This is a genomic window from Bradyrhizobium sp. STM 3561, from assembly GCF_045571455.1.
Classification (GTDB): Bacteria; Pseudomonadota; Alphaproteobacteria; order Rhizobiales; family Xanthobacteraceae; genus Bradyrhizobium; species Bradyrhizobium vignae.
Genome location: NZ_CP120695.1, coordinates 4,961,349 through 4,977,408, shown reverse-complemented (window position 1 = coordinate 4,977,408; position 16,060 = coordinate 4,961,349). Strand labels below are relative to the sequence as shown.

Annotated in this window: 10 protein-coding genes; 2 read left to right on the top strand and 8 right to left on the bottom strand. The window is 64.9% G+C overall.

The window, feature by feature from the left end; genetic code table 11:
• Position 1: 1 nt before the first annotated feature.
• The 3 genes from glgB to P6U28_RS23590 are packed head-to-tail and all read right to left on the bottom strand — an operon-like array spanning position 2 to position 7,393.
• Positions 2–2,149 (bottom strand): 1,4-alpha-glucan branching protein GlgB, encoded by a 2,148-nt coding sequence (gene glgB / locus P6U28_RS23600; RefSeq protein ID WP_162500157.1) that lies wholly within the window; start codon positions 2,147–2,149, stop codon positions 2–4.
• A complete protein-coding gene (treS, locus tag P6U28_RS23595; protein WP_122401840.1) occupies positions 2,142–5,435 on the bottom strand; it encodes a maltose alpha-D-glucosyltransferase in 3,294 nt (1,097 codons plus the stop codon). Before treS ends, glgB begins: the two co-directional genes overlap by 8 nt.
• Before the next feature lie 11 nt (positions 5,436–5,446).
• Positions 5,447–7,393: a maltotransferase domain-containing protein gene (locus P6U28_RS23590; protein ID WP_407120006.1), complete on the bottom strand. Its 1,947-nt coding sequence runs from the start codon at positions 7,391–7,393 to the stop codon at positions 5,447–5,449.
• A gap of 204 nt (positions 7,394–7,597) precedes the next feature.
• Here P6U28_RS23590 and malQ point away from each other — a divergent pair, with 204 nt between their 5' ends.
• Together malQ and P6U28_RS23580 are read left to right on the top strand one after the other, a co-directional pair.
• Entirely contained in the window at positions 7,598–9,559 is a 1,962-nt protein-coding gene (gene malQ, locus P6U28_RS23585; RefSeq protein WP_407120005.1) for a 4-alpha-glucanotransferase, read from the top strand.
• 28 nt (positions 9,560–9,587) lie between these two features.
• On the top strand, positions 9,588–11,390 hold the full coding sequence (locus P6U28_RS23580) for a glycoside hydrolase family 15 protein (RefSeq protein WP_122401843.1): 1,803 nt from the start codon (positions 9,588–9,590) through the stop codon (positions 11,388–11,390).
• 9 nt (positions 11,391–11,399) lie between these two features.
• Here the strand turns inward: P6U28_RS23580 and P6U28_RS23575 are convergent, their stop codons facing one another.
• From P6U28_RS23575 to gnd, 5 genes are read right to left on the bottom strand one after another with little or no spacing between them, the layout of a single operon-like run.
• Positions 11,400–12,212 (bottom strand): HAD family hydrolase, encoded by an 813-nt coding sequence (locus tag P6U28_RS23575; RefSeq protein ID WP_122401844.1) that lies wholly within the window; start codon positions 12,210–12,212, stop codon positions 11,400–11,402.
• A 19-nt stretch (positions 12,213–12,231) separates the two neighbouring features.
• Complete coding sequence (locus P6U28_RS23570) at positions 12,232–12,777, bottom strand: gluconokinase (RefSeq protein WP_407120004.1); 546 nt, start codon at positions 12,775–12,777, stop codon at positions 12,232–12,234.
• Positions 12,764–13,513 (bottom strand): 6-phosphogluconolactonase, encoded by a 750-nt coding sequence (pgl, locus tag P6U28_RS23565; RefSeq protein ID WP_164936973.1) that lies wholly within the window; start codon positions 13,511–13,513, stop codon positions 12,764–12,766. Before pgl ends, P6U28_RS23570 begins: the two co-directional genes overlap by 14 nt.
• On the bottom strand, positions 13,510–15,021 hold the full coding sequence (gene zwf, locus P6U28_RS23560; RefSeq protein ID WP_122401847.1) for a glucose-6-phosphate dehydrogenase: 1,512 nt from the start codon (positions 15,019–15,021) through the stop codon (positions 13,510–13,512). Before zwf ends, pgl begins: the two co-directional genes overlap by 4 nt.
• 28 nt (positions 15,022–15,049) lie before the next feature.
• Positions 15,050–16,048 (bottom strand): phosphogluconate dehydrogenase (NAD(+)-dependent, decarboxylating), encoded by a 999-nt coding sequence (gnd, locus tag P6U28_RS23555; RefSeq protein ID WP_129144109.1) that lies wholly within the window; start codon positions 16,046–16,048, stop codon positions 15,050–15,052.
• Positions 16,049–16,060: the final 12 nt, after the last annotated feature.

The following is a 16,060-nucleotide window of genomic DNA, read 5'->3' as shown; positions in this document are numbered from 1 at the left end:
ATCAGCTTTCCGGAACGAGGAAGATCGCGGCGAGCGGCGGAATGGTGAGGCGGAGCTCGGGCGTCTTGCCGTCAACGGTCTGAACCTCGCCGATGTTCCCGACATTGCTGCCGCCGTAATGGGCGGAGTCGGAGTTGAACACCTCTTTCCACTTGCCGGCCAAAGGCACGCGGACGCGATAGTTGCGATAGACATTGGGAGAGAAATTGACGACCACCAGGCATCGCGCCTGCTCGTCAAAGCCCTTGCGCAGCCAGGCGAACACGTTGCGGTTGGCATCGTCGGTGATCAGCCATTCGAAGCCGGCCTGGTCGCAATCCATCTGGTGCAGCGCCGGCACGGCCCGGTAGAGCCGGTTGAGGTCGCGGATCAGCGCCTGGATGCCGGAATGGTACTTGTATTCGAGCAGGTGCCAGTCGAGCGATTGATCGTGATTCCATTCGCTGCTCTGCGCGATTTCCGCGCCCATGAACAGCAGCTTCTTGCCGGGATGTCCGAACATGAAGCTGTAATAGGCGCGCAAATTGGCGAAGCGCTGCCACTCGTCGCCGGGCATGCGGCCGAGGATCGAACGTTTGCCGTGCACGACCTCGTCATGCGACAGCGGCAGGATGAAGTTCTCCGAGAACGCGTAGTGCAGGCCGAACAGGATCTCGCCGTGGTGGTGCTTGCGGTAGATCGGATCCTTGCTGATGTAGCTCAGCGTGTCGTGCATCCAGCCCATGTTCCACTTGTAGCCGAAGCCGAGCCCGCCGAATTCGACCGGGCGTGAGACCTGAGGCCAGGCAGTGGACTCCTCAGCCGCCGTGGTCGCCTGCGGGAAGCGGGCGAACACTTCCGTGTTGAAACGGCGCAGGAAGTTGATCGCCTCGATGTTCTCCCGCCCGCCATACTGGTTCGGAACCCATGCGCCGGGCGGCCGGCTGTAGTCGAGATACAGCATGGAGGCCACCGCGTCGACGCGCAGGCCGTCGATCGCGTAACGCTCCAGCCAGAACAGTGCATTCGACACCAGGAAGTTCGTCACTTCGGTGCGGCCGTAATTGTAGATCAGCGTGCCCCAGTCGAGGTGGCGACCCTGGAGCGGGTTGGCGTGCTCGTAGAGCGAGGTGCCGTCGAAATGGCCGAGCCCGTGCGGATCATCCGGGAAATGGCCGGGCACCCAGTCGAGCAGCACGCCGATGCCCTCGCGGTGGCAGGCATCGACCAGTGTCGCAAAGTCATCGGGTGTGCCGAAGCGGCTGGTCGGCGCGTAGAGGCCGGTCGGCTGGTAGCCCCAGGAGCCGTCGAACGGATGCTCGCTGACGGGCAGGAATTCGAGATGGGTGAATCCCATGTCGCGGGCGTAGGCCGGCAGCTGCTCGGCCAGCTCGCGATAGGTCAGCCATTCATTGTTGCCCTTGCGCCGCCACGAGCCGAGATGGACCTCGTAGATCGACATCGGCGCCGACAGGGCATTGATGCCGTCGGGCGCCGGGCGCGGCCGCGGCAGACGCGCCTCGTCGAACACGATCGAAGCCGTCTTCGGCCGCAGCTCGCTGGCAAATGCCAGCGGATCGGATTTCAGCGGCAGCAGGTGGCCGTGCGGGCCGATGATCTCGAATTTGTAGTGATCGCCGGCCTTCGCATGCGGAATGAACAATTCCCAGTAACCGCTGCCGCGCACCCGCATCGGGTGACGCCGCCCGTCCCAGAAGTTGAAGTCGCCGACCACGGATACGCGCCGCGCATTTGGCGCCAGCACCACGAAGCCGATGCCGTCCACGCCCTCAAGCCGCATCGGATGCGCGCCGAGCTTGTCGTAGAGGCGCTGATGGGTGCCTTCGCCGAGCAGGTAGAGATCGAAATCGGTCAGGATCGGCGGAAAGCGGTAGGCATCCTCGAACTCAACGACGTCGTTGCCGAAGGTCGCGCGCAACTGGTAGTGCTTCGAGCCATTGGGCAGGGCGCCGATGAACAGGCCGGAATCGTGCACGCGGTCGAGCGGAGCGACCTCGCCATGCTCGCCGACCGCCTCGACATTGGTGGCCTCGGGCACAAACGCGCGCACCACGCTTTTGCCGCCCTCGGGATGCAGCCCGAGATAGTGGAAGGGATCGGAGTGGCGGCCCTCGATGATCGCATAGGCCTCGGCAGGCAATTTAGGCATGGGCTTCGCTCTCGGCACTGGACAGAATGCGAAGCAGTTCGGTCAGCGGCGCATGGAGCCCCTCAGGCCGGTGGGACAGCTCGTGCTCTACTTCGTCGAACGCTTGATCAAGCAGGAAAAACCTTAACAGGCCTCGCGTTGATGGCCGATCTTCCGGCCACAGCCTCCGGTCGGTCATGGCTTCGCGGTAGGCGGATAGGAAGGTCGCGGTGGCGCGTTCGCGCCATTCGTCGAGCGCGGCGACGAGCCGGCCCTGCTCGTCGGAGGCGCCCGTGAGCGCGCGACTGAGGGCCGCGTTAACCGAAACGTCGATCGAGTGGATCAGGCCCGCGACGTCGCGGGCGGCCGGAGCCTTGCGCCGCTTGTCGACCAGTGGCACGCGCGGATCGCCGTCGAAATCGATGATGAAGATGTCGTCCTTCACGATCAGAGTTTGCCCGAGGCGGAAGTCGCCATGATGACGGATGTTCAACCCACGGGTCCCGGAAGGCAATAGCGCATTCAGCCGGTCGGACAGGCCCGCACGCGTCTCCGTAAGCCGATCGATCAGCGGCCGGTGCGCCTCCGGCAGGCCGTGGCGGCTGTCGGCCAGCCGTTCGAAAACCTGCTCGGCGCGAGCCTTGAGGTCGGATACGAGGCGCGCGATGCATGCGGAATCGATCGGCTCCGGAGCGAGCTCGTCCGGTCTTGCCGCGGCGAGGGCGACATGCAGCTCGGCGAGCCGCCGGCCGATCTGCGCGATGAAATGCAGATACGGCGCCTGCTCCTGGGTTTCGCGTGGCATCTTATCGGCCGGCGCCACGCGCTGCTCGTCGATATAACGATCGAGATAGCCCGTGGTCACCGTCCAGCCGTCGCCCTGGTTCTCGACATAGGCATGCAGCACGCCGAGCGCGCTGCGCTGGTCGCCGTCGACCAGCTCGACGCTGCCGAGCAGCGCCGGTGTGTTGGCGAAGCGCGCGACCTCGGTGAGATAGTGGCCGATCTCGATCTCGGGGCTGATGCCGCTTTCGAGCCGGCGATAGATCTTGGCGACGTACTGGTTGTCGACCAGCGCGGTGCTGTTCGACTGCTCGATCGCACGGATGCGCCCGGGCTCCTTGATCGTGTAATCGGCGAAGCGGCTGGTGGCCTTGAACTCCAGCCGCAGATTGTTCTCTTCCACCACGAGATTCTGCGACAGATTGCGCAGGAACAGGCCGATGAAGATCTGCTCGGTCGCGACATCGAGCAGCGTGCCTTCGCGCGCGCCCTGGCGCACGGCGGCCAGCGCTTTCGGGTTGAAGCGCTCGCGGTCGAAGCGCACCCACTCGATCTGGAGCGGCAGTACGTAGCGTGTGGTCGCGTCCCCCTGCCTGGTCTCGAAGAACGCGATCCAGGGGCGGTTGTCGCCGATGTCGCAGAACGGTACCGCAGAGGTCAACGCGGTCTTGATCTGCTTGGGATTGTGCTCGGGGAACCAACGCGTCCGTGACAGAAATCCCGGCAGCACGTCGCGCTCGAACACGCCGCGCTCGCGGGCAAGCGACACCCAGTTCGAGTTCACCGGGACCACCAGCGTCTCGAACTCCGGCACCGCGCTCGGCGTCACCGGCTCGGACTTGTCGCGCTCCAGGAGCTGGAACCAGTAGAAGCCATAGGGCCCCAGCGTGATCATGTAAGGCAGTTCGCCGATCGCAGGGAAGCGGGTGCGGCCGAGCATCTCCTGCGGGATGCGGTCCTTCCACGGCGACAGGTCGAGCTCGGTCGCTTGCGCGGCACGGGAGAGATTGGCGACGCAGAGGATCACCTCGTCGCGATACTGCCGGACATAGGCCAGCACGGCGCGGTTGGCCGGGCGGATGAAGGTCATGGTGCCGCGGCCGAAGGCGAGCGTCGACTTGCGCACCGAGATCAGCCGCTTGGTGGCGCTGAGCAGCGACGACAGGCTGCGCGACTGTGCCTCCACGTTCACCGACTCATAGCCATAGACCGGGTCCATGATCAGCGGCGCGTAGAGGCGGGCCGGATCGCAGCGCGAGAAACCGCCGTTGCGGTCCGGGCTCCATTGCATCGGCGTGCGCACGCCGTTGCGGTCGCCGAGATAGATGTTGTCGCCCATCCCGATCTCGTCGCCGTAATAGATGATCGGCGTGCCGGGGAACGACAGCAGCAGCGAGTTCATCAGCTCGATCTTGCGGCGGTCGTTGTCCATCAGCGGCGCAAGGCGCCGGCGAATGCCGACATTGATGCGCGCGCGGGGATCGTTGGCGTAGGTGGTCCAGAGATAGTCGCGCTCGACGTCGGTGACCATCTCCAGCGTCAGCTCGTCGTGGTTGCGCAGGAACAGCGCCCATTGGCAGCTCGCCGGGATGTCCGGCGTCTGGCGCAGGATGTCGGTGATCGGGAAGCGGTCCTCCTGTGCGATCGCCATGTAGATGCGCGGCATCAGCGGGAAGTGATAGGCCATGTGGCACTCGTCGCCACGGCCGAAATATTCCTGCACGTCCTCCGGCCATTGATTGGCCTCGGCCAGCAGCAGCTTGCCTTTGGAATACGCATCGAGCTCCTGGCGCAGGCGCTTGATGATCGCATGCGTCTCGGGGAGGTTCTCGTTCGAGGTGCCCTCGCGCTCGCAGAGATAGGGAATGGCATCGAGGCGGAATCCGTCGACGCCGGCATCGAGCCAGCGCTTCATCACCTGGATGATGGCGCTGACCACGCGCGGATTGTCGAAATTGAGGTCCGGCTGGTGCGAGAAGAAACGGTGCCAGTAGAACGCGCCGGCCTCGGGATCCCAGGTCCAGTTCGACTTCTCCGTGTCGGTGAAGATGATGCGCGTGCCCTGGTATTTCTGGTCGGTGTCGCTCCAGACGTACCAGTTGCGCGCGCTGGAGCCTGGATGGCTGCGCCGCGCGCGCTTGAACCACTTGTGCTGGTCCGAAGTGTGGTTGACGACGAGTTCGGTGATGACGCGCAGGCCGCGCTTCTGCGCCTCCTGGATGAAGCGCTTGAAATCCTTCATCGTCCCGAAATCGGGATTGACCGACCCGTAGTCGGCGATGTCGTAGCCGTCGTCGCGGCCGGGCGAGGGATAGAACGGCAGCAGCCACAGCGCGGTGACGCCGAGCTCCTGGAGGTAAGGCAGCTTCTCGGTCAGTCCGGCGAAGTCGCCGATGCCGTCATTGTTGCTGTCGGCAAAAGCCTTGACGTGGAGCTGATAGATGATGGCATCCTTGTACCAGAGCTCATCCACGACCTCGGCAGCCTCGGCTTTTTTGGCATCGACGGAAGACAGGACATTCATGGCGTGAACCCTTACGCCAGGCCGCGGAATAGAAGCGCCGGATCGCGCTCTGGATCGATACGCAATCTGATTCCGCCCCATTCGATGCAGGACCGCTCGCCGGTGACGAGGTTTTCGAGTGTCGTCACATGGTGTCGCTGCCCGCCGGCGTCAATGGTGACGTCGCCGAGCGGCAGCCAGAATTCGCGCACGTGGCGCGACAGCGCGATCACGACGATGACGGCATTGTCCGGCTCGGCCGTCTGCTTCACGAAGGCAATGGTTTCGCCATCCTCGACGCCGAGGAAGCGCAAATTGACCGTCTGCCGGAGCGCCGCGTTCTCGGTGCGGATGCGATTGAGCGCGCCGATGTAGGGCTTGATGTTGCCGGGCTTGTCCCAGTCGCGCGGCTTGATCCGATATTTCTCGGAATCCAGATATTCTTCGCGGCCGGGAATGGCCTCATGCTCGAGGAGCTCGAATCCGCCAAAGATGCCGTAATTGCCCGAGAGCGTCGCCGCCAGCGCGATGCGCGACTTGAATGCCCAGGCCTCTCCGCTCTGGAGATGATAAGGCAGCAGGTCGGCCGTGTTGACGAACAGGTTCGGACGATAGAAATCGCGCTCGGGATAGCGCGTCAGCTCGCCGAGATATTGCTCCAGCTCGCACCTTTCCGTGCGCCAGGGGAAATAGGTGAACGACTGCGCAAAGCCGAGCTTGGCCAGGCCCTTCATCAGCTTCGGCCGTGCATAGGTCTTGGAGAACAGGATCACCTCCGGATGCCGGCGGCGGATGTCGTGGATCAGCCACTCCCAGAATGGAAGCGGCGCGGTGTCGTGATTGTCGATGGCGAAGATGGTGACGCCATGGTCGATCCAGAACAGCATGGCGTCGCGAAACGCATTCCACAGGCCGGTGCGATCCACCGAGGCGAAATCGGGAATGACGATGTCGGAATAAGGGCCGTCGGCCGTCCGCACCGAGCGGTCCGGCCGCCATTTGAACCATTCCGGATGCTGTGTCATCCAGGGATGGTCCGGCGAGCACTGCACCGCGAAGTCCAGCGCGAGCTCGAGCCCGTACTCGAGGCATGTGGCGACCAGCGCGCGAAAATCCTCGATCGTGCCGAGCTCGGGATGCAGCGCATCGTGGCCGCCCTCGGCCGAGCCGATCGCATAGGGCGAGCCCGGATCGCCCTCATTTGCCACCGGCGCGTCGTTGCGGCCCTTGCGGCTTGTGTGACCGATCGGGTGGATCGGCGTGAAGTAGAGCACGTCAAAGCCCATGGCAGCGATGTCGGGCACGCGCGCGATGCAGTCGCGCAGCGTGCCATGCCGGCCCGGCAATGCGCTCTGGCTGCGCGGCATCATCTGATACCAGGCGCTAAAGCGCGCCTTGTCGCGGTCTATGCTCAGCGGGAAGAGTGGTGAGCGCGTGAGGTCGGGGCGCGACTGGCTCTCGGCCATCGCTGTGCCGAGCTCGGCTGCGAGCAGTGAGGCGACGTCGCCGTTCCTCAGATAGTCCTCGCATTGCCTGATGATGACCGCTGCCGCGTCCTGCCGCGCGCCATGCGCCTTGGTCAAAAGGCCGGCGCCCTCGATGGCATCGAGGCTGACATCGGCCCCGGTACGCCGCTTGCGCGCGACCGCGTGCGACCAGGTGGCGAACTCGTCGGTCCAGGCTTCGATCGCGTAGACATATTGGCCGGGCTCAACGGGCGTGAACGCGCCGCACCAGCGGTCATTGCCGTGATGGATCATCGGCTCGCTCCGCCATTCGCGGTCCTGCTCTCCTCGCCAGATCAGCGCGGCGGCGATCACGGCCTCGCCGTCGCGGTAGATGTCGGCCCAGACCTCGACCGGTTCGCCGGCGATCCGCTTCACGGCGAAGCGGCCGCCGTCGATCGAGGGATAGACGTCCTCGATCAGGAAAGCGCTGCCGGCTGCGGCACTTTCGACAGTTTGAATTGTCTTGTTCACGGTGATGCCATTGACAAGAAAGCAGGAGCCCGTTTCCCTTGTCGGGAACCCACGCTTGGTACCATTATAGAAAGCCGCTTATGTGTCATTGGTTCCCCCGGGAACGGCAAGCGCAGTGTGCGAGTTACCCCTGACTAACCTCTTCCGCGACCTCGTTAAAATCGATGCCCCTGGCCAAACAATGGCCTGCAAGCTGCGTGCCGAATGGATCTTTTAGCTCAAGCCCGGATCAAGGGCGTTCAGTCCGAATTCATCGACGCTCTCGGCAAGCTGCGGGTCACCGCGCCCGAGGCTCTCAAATCCATCCTCGAGGCGCTGCCGGAGAAGCGGGTTTACCGCTTCGCCAGCGGGCCGGTCGTGGTGCGTGCGCTGGGACATCCGCGCACGGAATTGGCTTCCATCGGCACGCCGCCGCTGCAATGGAAAATCCTCGGCAACGGCAATGTGATCGCCCAGGGCGAGACGCGCGAGCCCGTGATCGCCTGGCCCGCCGGCCTGCCACTCGGCTATCACCGCCTGACGCTGACGGATGCCGCGGGCGTGACCGAAGAGGTACCGATGATCGTGGCGCCGGAGCGCGCCTTCGGCGGCGATTTCGATCGCGGCTGGCTGCTTGCCGTGCAGCTCTACAGCGTCCGTTCGGACCGCAACTGGGGCATCGGCGACTTCACCGATCTCGCCGGGCTGGTCCGGCTTGCCAAGCAGCTCGGGGCCGACGGCGTCGGCCTCAATCCGCTGCATGTCCTGTTCGACGACCACCCCGCCGATTGCAGCCCCTATTCGCCGAACAGCCGGCTCTTCCTCAACCCGCTCTACATCGACGTCGAGGCGATTCCCGAATTCTCGGCAGACCTCGTGCCCGACGCGGCCGCGACGGCGGCCCGTCTGCGCGAAGGTGATCGCGTCCCTTATGCCGACATGGCGGCGTTGAAATGGCTGGGTCTGCGCGCCGCCTTCGACAGCTTCGTGACGAGCGCGAGCCAGGCGCGCCGCAAGGCGTTTGACGGCTTCCGCGCCGCTCGCGCGCCGCTGTTGTCCCGCTTTGCCTGCTTCGAGGTGCTGCGGCATCGCTTCAACGCACCCTGGTGGGAGTGGCCATCCGAATGGCAACAGCCGGACGAGGCCAAATGCACCGAGCTGCGCAATGGCCCGGCCAAGCGCGAGATCGAGTTCGTCGAATTCGTGCAATGGACGGCCGACAGCCAATTGCATGCCGCCAAGGAGCTCGCCAGCCAGCTCGGCATGCGGGTCGGGCTCTATCTCGACGTCGCCGTCGGCGTGCAGTCCAACGGCTTCGATGCCTGGAACGAGCAGAAGGCGATTTCCCGCCATCTCGCCGTCGGCGCGCCGCCCGACGTGCTCAACACCATCGGCCAGGACTGGGGTCTCGCCGGTTTCAACGCCGGTGGGCTCGAGGCGCAGTCCTTCGTTCCGTTCGCCGACATGCTCGCAGCGTCGATGCGCCATGCCGGCGCCATCAGGCTCGATCACGTGCTGGGTCTGAAGCGGCTTTATCTGGTGCCGCGCGGCTTCAAGCCCGATAACGGTGCCTATGTGCAGATGCCGTTCGAGGCGCTGCTGGCGGCCGTCGCGTGCGAGAGCGCGGCCCACAAATGCATCGTGATCGGCGAGGACCTCGGCACCGTGCCTGAAGGTTTCCGCGAGATGATGCAGGATTTCGGCATCTGGTCCTACCTCGTCATGATGTTCGAGCGCGACGATGCCGGCCATTTCCGCAACGTCGACCACTACCGGCCCAACGCGCTGGTGACGCTGAACACGCATGACCTGTGCACCTATGCCGGCTGGCGCTCCTTCAGCGACCTCAAGATGAAGCGCTCGCTCGGGCTCGATCCCGGCGAGAACGACCAGGCGCGCTGGGATGCGCTCGGCAGGCTCGACGAGATCCTGCGCCAGAACGGCATCGGCGCCAACGACCTCTATTCGGTGCTCGCCTTCCTGTCGCGCACGCCCTCGCGCCTGCTCGCGGTGTCCATGGAGGACCTGCTCGGTGTGATCGACCAGCCCAACATTCCCGGCACGATCGACGAGCATCCGAACTGGCGCCAGCGCCTTCCTGTTGCGCTCGACAAGATCGCGTCCAAGATCGATCTCGCGGCTTTGAAGGCCGCGACGCGGGAACGTTCCTTGCCCGGCGGGAGTTGACAGTCGGGATTCCCAGGCTCGCACCACATTGGCTCAGAGGATCGAGGACTATGCGCTGATCGGCGATTGCGAGACCGCGGCGCTGGTCGGGCGCAACGGCTCGATCGACTGGCTGTGCTGGCCTGCCTTCGATTCCGATGCCTGCTTTGCCGCCATCCTCGGCACGCACAAGAACGGGCGCTGGCTGATCGCGCCGAGTGAGCACGCGACCCGCATCTCGCGGCGCTATCTCGGCAATACCCTCATCCTCGAAACGTGTTTTGAGACGAGTAGCGGCACCGTCGCGCTGATCGACTTCATGCCGCCGCGCGGCAAGGCCTCGGACATCGTGCGGCTGGTCCGAGGCGTCAGCGGCACCGTGAAGATGCGGATGGAGCTCGTCATCCGCTTCGGCTTCGGCGCCGACATTCCCTGGGTGCGGCGAATGGATCATGCGCTGCTCGCGATCTGCGGCCAGGACATGACGGTGCTGCGAACACCCGTCGAGACCCGCGGCGAGGACCTGACGACAGTTGCCGAGTTCGACGTCGGGGCGGGCGAGACCGTCCCGTTCGTCCTGACCTACGGCCCCTCGCATCTCGAGCCGCCGGCATCGATCGATCCGGAGCTCGCCTTCCAGGAGACCGAGAAATTCTGGCAGGACTGGTGCGGCCATTGTGCCCGCGACGGCGGCTATCAGGACCTCGTCTTGCGCTCGCTGATCACGCTGAAGGCGCTGACCTTTGCTCCGACCGGCGGCATCGTCGCGGCCCCCACCACCTCCTTGCCGGAAAGGCTCGGCGGAAGCAGGAATTGGGACTACCGCTTCTGCTGGCTGCGCGACGCCACCTTCACGTTGCTGGCGCTGATGAACTCGGGCTACACCGAGGAAGCCTCGGCCTGGCACAGTTGGCTGCTGCGCGCCGCCGCCGGATCGCCGGCGAACATGCAGATCATGTACGGCATCTGGGGCCAGCGGCGGCTGCTGGAATGGGAGGCGGGCTGGCTCGGCGGCTACGAGGGCGCGCAGCCCGTGCGCGTCGGCAACGCCGCGCATGCGCAGCTCCAGCTCGACGTCTATGGCGAGCTGATCGATGCCTTCCACCAGTCGCGCATGGCCAAGCTCAAGCTCGACGAGCAGACCTGGGCGCTGGAATGCGCCGTGCTCAATCATCTGGCCGAGGTCTGGGACCGGCCCGACCACGGTATCTGGGAGCGGCGCGGACAGCCCAAGCATTATGTCTTCTCCAAGGTCATGACCTGGGTCGCCTTCGACCGCGGCATCAAGAGTGCCGAGACCTTCGGCTTCAAGGCGCCGCTGCTGCATTGGCGCACTCTGCGTGAGGCGATCCATCGCGACGTCTGCAACAACGGCTTCGATGCAGAGGAAAACGCCTTCGTCGAATCCTACGGCTCGAAACTGCTCGATGCCAGCGTGCTGCTGCTGCCGGCCGTTGGCTTCCTGCCGCCATCGGATCCGCGCATCCGCGGCACCATTGCTTCCGTCGAAAAATGCCTGATGCGCGACGGCTTCGTGCTACGGCACGATCCACGCGAGCTGCCAGCGGGGCAGCCACCGCTCGAAGGCGCGTTCCTGGCCTGCAGCCTGTGGCTCGCCGACGCCTATGTGCTGTCGGGCGATCTCGACAAGGCGCAAGCCTTGTTCGATCGCGTCGTGGGCATTGCGAACGATGTCGGGCTGCTGGCGGAGGAATACGACTCCGTGGCCCGCCGGCAGACCGGCAATTTCCCGCAGGCGCTGACCCACATCGCCCTGATCAACACCGCGCACAACCTCTCGGCGGCAAGACGGAAGAGCGAGAAGCCGGCGATGCAGCGGTCGAAGAAGTGACCGCTGCGGCTACCCAACCCCATTCCGCTTCAAGATCATCTCCATCGCCTCGGCAAAACCGTCCTGCTCATTGCTCGCAGTGACGTGCGTCGCCTCGTCCTTGACGTTGTCGGCGGCATTGCCCATGGCGATCGAGACGCCGCTGACGCGGAACATCGCGAGGTCGTTCTGCATGTCGCCGATGGTGGCAACGGCATCGGTCGAGATGCCGACGCGCTTGGCCATGGCCTCGACGAAGGTGCCCTTGTTGAATCCGGGCGGGGTGATGTCGAGATAATAGGTCTGCGAGCGCACCGCGGTGGCTTCGCGGCCGAGCGCCTCCTGCATCGCTTTCTCGCAAGCCGCGAGCCTCGCCGCATCGGCACTGGCGCCGACGATCTTGCAGGCGCTCGATAGGTACGGCGAGAAATCGGACACGATGGTGGGGTCGGCGCGGATCGTGTGCTGCTCGTGGGCGACGTAGCTGCCGCGGGGGTTGTCGATCAGCCATTTGTCGGTGGTGAACAGCCAGATGTCGGCGCCGTAGTCGCGGAGGATCTGCAAGGACCGCTCGGCCGCGCTCGCGGGAATCAGGTGCTGCTCGACCGGCCTCATCTCGGGATCGATGATCGAGGAGCCGTTGAAGGGACCGACCGGCAGCCACAGCGCCAGCGGTTTGATCAGGAAGCGCATGCCGATCGCGGGGCGGCTGGAGGTGATGGTGAAGCCGATGCCGGCCCGGTGCAGCCGCTCCACTGCGCTCCGCGCGCGCTCCGTCAGCGTCTTGTCCTTGGTCAGCAGCGTGCCGTCGACGTCGGAGACCACGAGTGAGATGGGGGTCATGGCAGGACCTTGGAATTCATCAGGTTTCTTGCCTCAGCGTTTTCGCGCCGCCCAGCTTCAGCTGCCGCACGATGCCGTCCACGATCGCCTCGACGGTCTCATCGATCGAGACCGTGACCACGTGCTCGCCCGGCTCCGGCGGCTCCAGCGTATTGAACTGGCTCGTCAGCAGCTCGGGCGGCATGAAATGGCCCTTGCGGCGCGCGAGCCGCTCGGCGATCAGCTCCTTTGTGCCCTTCAGGAACACGAATCGGACGTCGTCGCGACCACGCAGCAGCACCTCGCGATAGGCGTGCTTCAGCGCCGAGCACGCAATGATGACGTGCTCGCCGCGTCCGCAGACAAGCGCGATCTCGTCGGCGATCGCGTTGAGCCAGGGCCAGCGGTCTTCGTCGGTGAGCGGATGGCCGGCCCGCATTTTCTCGACATTGCTGGCGGGATGGAAGTTGTCGCCGTCCTCGAAACGCCAGCCGAGTCGCCCGCCCAGTGCTTTTGCAACCGTGCTCTTGCCCGAACCCGACACGCCCATCACGATCAATGCACAAGGTGCTTCAGCGCCGCCCACGAATTTCCTCCGGAAGCGCGGCCCTATCGACCAACCAGACGGTCTCACCATTCGAGCGCGCGCGTAAGGCCGGCAGATTCTCGCCATTGAGGAGGCGCGTCAAGATCGGCCGCTTGTCGTGCCCGGCAATCTCGAACAGCATCTCGCGGCAGGAAGCCAGAACGGGCAGGGTGAGCGAGACTCGCGGCACGAACGGCGCGACATTGGCTTTGGCGACACCGACGACCCAGCGTCGGGTCTCCTCGATCTCGGCATAACCGGGAAACAGCGATGCGGTGTGGCCGTCCGGGCCTGCACCCATCAAGACCACGTCGAACAGCGGCCGCGCCGGATCGAGCCGGTCTGCGCCGTAGAAGGCCTGCAGCTCGCGCGCGTAGGCTGCGGCACTGGCATCGGGGTTCTCGGCCGCGGTCGGAATCGGATGGACGTGACCAGGAGGCGCATTGGAATCGAGAAATGTCGTCCGCGCGACCGCCATGTTGTTGAGAGGGTCGCTTTCAGGCACGAACCGTTCGTCGCCGATGAACCAGTGCACGCGGTCCCATGGAATCCTTCCGCGCCACGCCTCGCTGCCGAGCAATTGATAGAGCTTCTTCGGGCTGGAGCCGCCGGTGAGGCAGATGGCGCTCCGTCCGGGATTGGCCGCGATCCGCGCCATCACCCGTTCGGCCGCGGTGCGGGCAAGCGCTTCGGCGTCGGCTTCGACGATCAGCTTCGGCTGGCCGGCCGCAGTCACGAGTATTTCCGCCAGCTTCGCCCGTCGCGCCGCAGCAACTCGTCGGCGCATTTCGGGCCGTCGCTGCCGGCTTCATACGTCTCGATGCCGTTGGTGCCGGCCTGTTTCCAGGCGTCCAGGAACGGCTGCACCGCCTGCCAGCCGGCCTCGACTCCGTCGGCGCGCTGGAACAGGATGTTGTCGCCGATCATGCAGTCGTGGATCAGCGTCTCGTAGCCCGTCGAGGGATCGGCGCGGAAATAGTCGCCGTAGCGAAACTTCATCTCGACGCCGTCGATGGTGACGCTCGGACCCGGGACCTTGGCGTTGAACTGAAGCTCGATGGTTTCGGTCGGCGCGATGCCGATGGTGAGGAAGTTCTGCGACAGGCGATCGACCGCCGTGCCCGAGAACATCGACAGCGGCGCCTGCTTGAACTTGATCGCCACCTCCGTGCGCTTGTGCGCCAGTGCCTTGCCGGTGCGCAAATAGAACGGCACGCCGGCCCAGCGCCAATTGTCGATCATCAGCTTCAGCGCGACATAGGTCTCGGTGGTACTGCCGGGCTTGACGTCCGCGGTCTTGCGATAGTCCGGGATCTCCTCGTCACCGATGCGGCCTGCGAGATATTGCGCGCGCACCGAGCTCTTCAGCGCTTCCTCCAGGCTCGGCCGCTGGATCGCAGTGAGCACCTCGGCCTTCTCGGAGCGGACCGAATGGGCGTCGAAACGGCTCGGCGGCTCCATGGCGACCAGCGACATCAGCTGGAACAGATGGTTGGGTACCATGTCGCGCAATGCGCCGGTCGCGTCATAGAAGCCGCCGCGATGGCCGACGCCGAGCTTCTCCTCGACGGTGATCTGGATGTGGTCGATGTGGTTGCGATTCCAGATCGGCTCGAACATGCCGTTGGCAAAGCGCAGCACCAGAATGTTCTGCACCGTCTCCTTGCCGAGATAGTGGTCGATCCGGTAGATCTGGTGCTCCTCCATGATCTTCAGCAGCTCGGCGTTCAGCGCACGCGCCGAGGCGAGGTCGGTGCCGAACGGTTTTTCGACCACCAGCCGCCGCCACGCGCCGTTCTCCTTCATCATGCCGGTGCGGCCGAGCTCGCGCGTGGTCGGCGCGAAGGCGGCGGGCGGGGTGGCCAGATAGAACAGCCGGTTGCCGCCGGTCTCGTGCGCGCATTCCAGCGAATCCAGATGCTCGCGCAGGCGATCGAAGGAGGGCGGATCCTTCGCGTCGGCCTCGACGAAGGTCAGGCATTCCAGCAGCTTCTTGGCGATGTCGTCGTCCACCGGCCGCGTCGCGAATTGCCGCAGGCCCTTCAGCAGGCTGTCGCGCAGCTCGTCATCCGACTGGCCCCTGCGGGCCACCCCGACGACACAGAATTTTTCCGGTAACAGGTGCTCGGCGGCCAGATTGTAGAGCGATGGCATCACCAGGCGATGGGTAAGGTCGCCGGTGACACCAAAGATGACGAAGGCGCAATTTTCCGGCTTGCGCTTGGCTTGCGGGTCTTTTGTCACGAATTGTCGGCCTTCGTTTCGTTACTTGCTACTTTGGTTTCGAAGCGTCCGGTTGCTTCGGCTCCTTGTGGCCGCCGAAACCGGCGCGCATTGCAGAGAGAATTTTTTCGGCGAAGGTGTGTTCCTTGCGGGAACGGAAACGCGTGTAGAGCGCCGCGGTCAAGACTTCGGCCGGCACCGCCTCGTCGATCGCCGCATTCACGGTCCAGCGTCCTTCGCCGGAATCCTCGACGAAGCCGGAATATTCCGACAGAAGCGGGCTGTCGGCGAGTGCGGTCGAGGTGAGGTCGAGCAGCCAGGACGGGATCACGCTGCCGCGCCGCCACACTTCGGCGATATCGGCGAGATCGAAATCGTAGCGGTGATCTGCCGGCAAAGCCTCAATGTTGGCATTCTTGAGAATGTCGAAACCCTCGGCATAGGCCTGCATCAGGCCGTATTCGATGCCGTTGTGGATCATCTTGACGAAATGGCCGGCGCCCACCGGACCGGCATGGATGTAGCCCTGCTCGATCCGGGGATCGCGGCCCTCGCGGCCGGGCGTTCGCGGAATGTCACCGGCGCCGGGCGCGAGCGCAGCGAAGATCGGATCGAGCCGGTCGACCACCTGCTTCTCGCCGCCGATCATCATGCAATAGCCGCGGTCGAGGCCCCAGACGCCGCCGGAGGTGCCGACGTCGACATAATGGATGCCGCGCTCCTTCAGCGCCTTGCCGCGGCGCACGTCGTCCTGCCAGAAGGTGTTGCCGCCGTCGATGATGACGTCGCCCGCCTGCATTACGCCGGCGATCGTCTCGATCGTGGTCTCGGTGATGCGCCCGGCCGGCAGCATCACCCAGGCCGTGCGTGGCCGCTCCAGCTTCGCGACGAACTCTTCCAGCGTCGCCGAGCCGACCGCGCCGTCTGCGATAAGGCCGGCGACGGCCTTGGCGTCCTTGTCGTAGACCACGGTCGAATGTCCGTGGCGCATCAGGCGGCGAACGATGTTGCCGCCCATTCGACCGAGGCCGATCATGCCGAGTTGCATCTGCTCATTCCC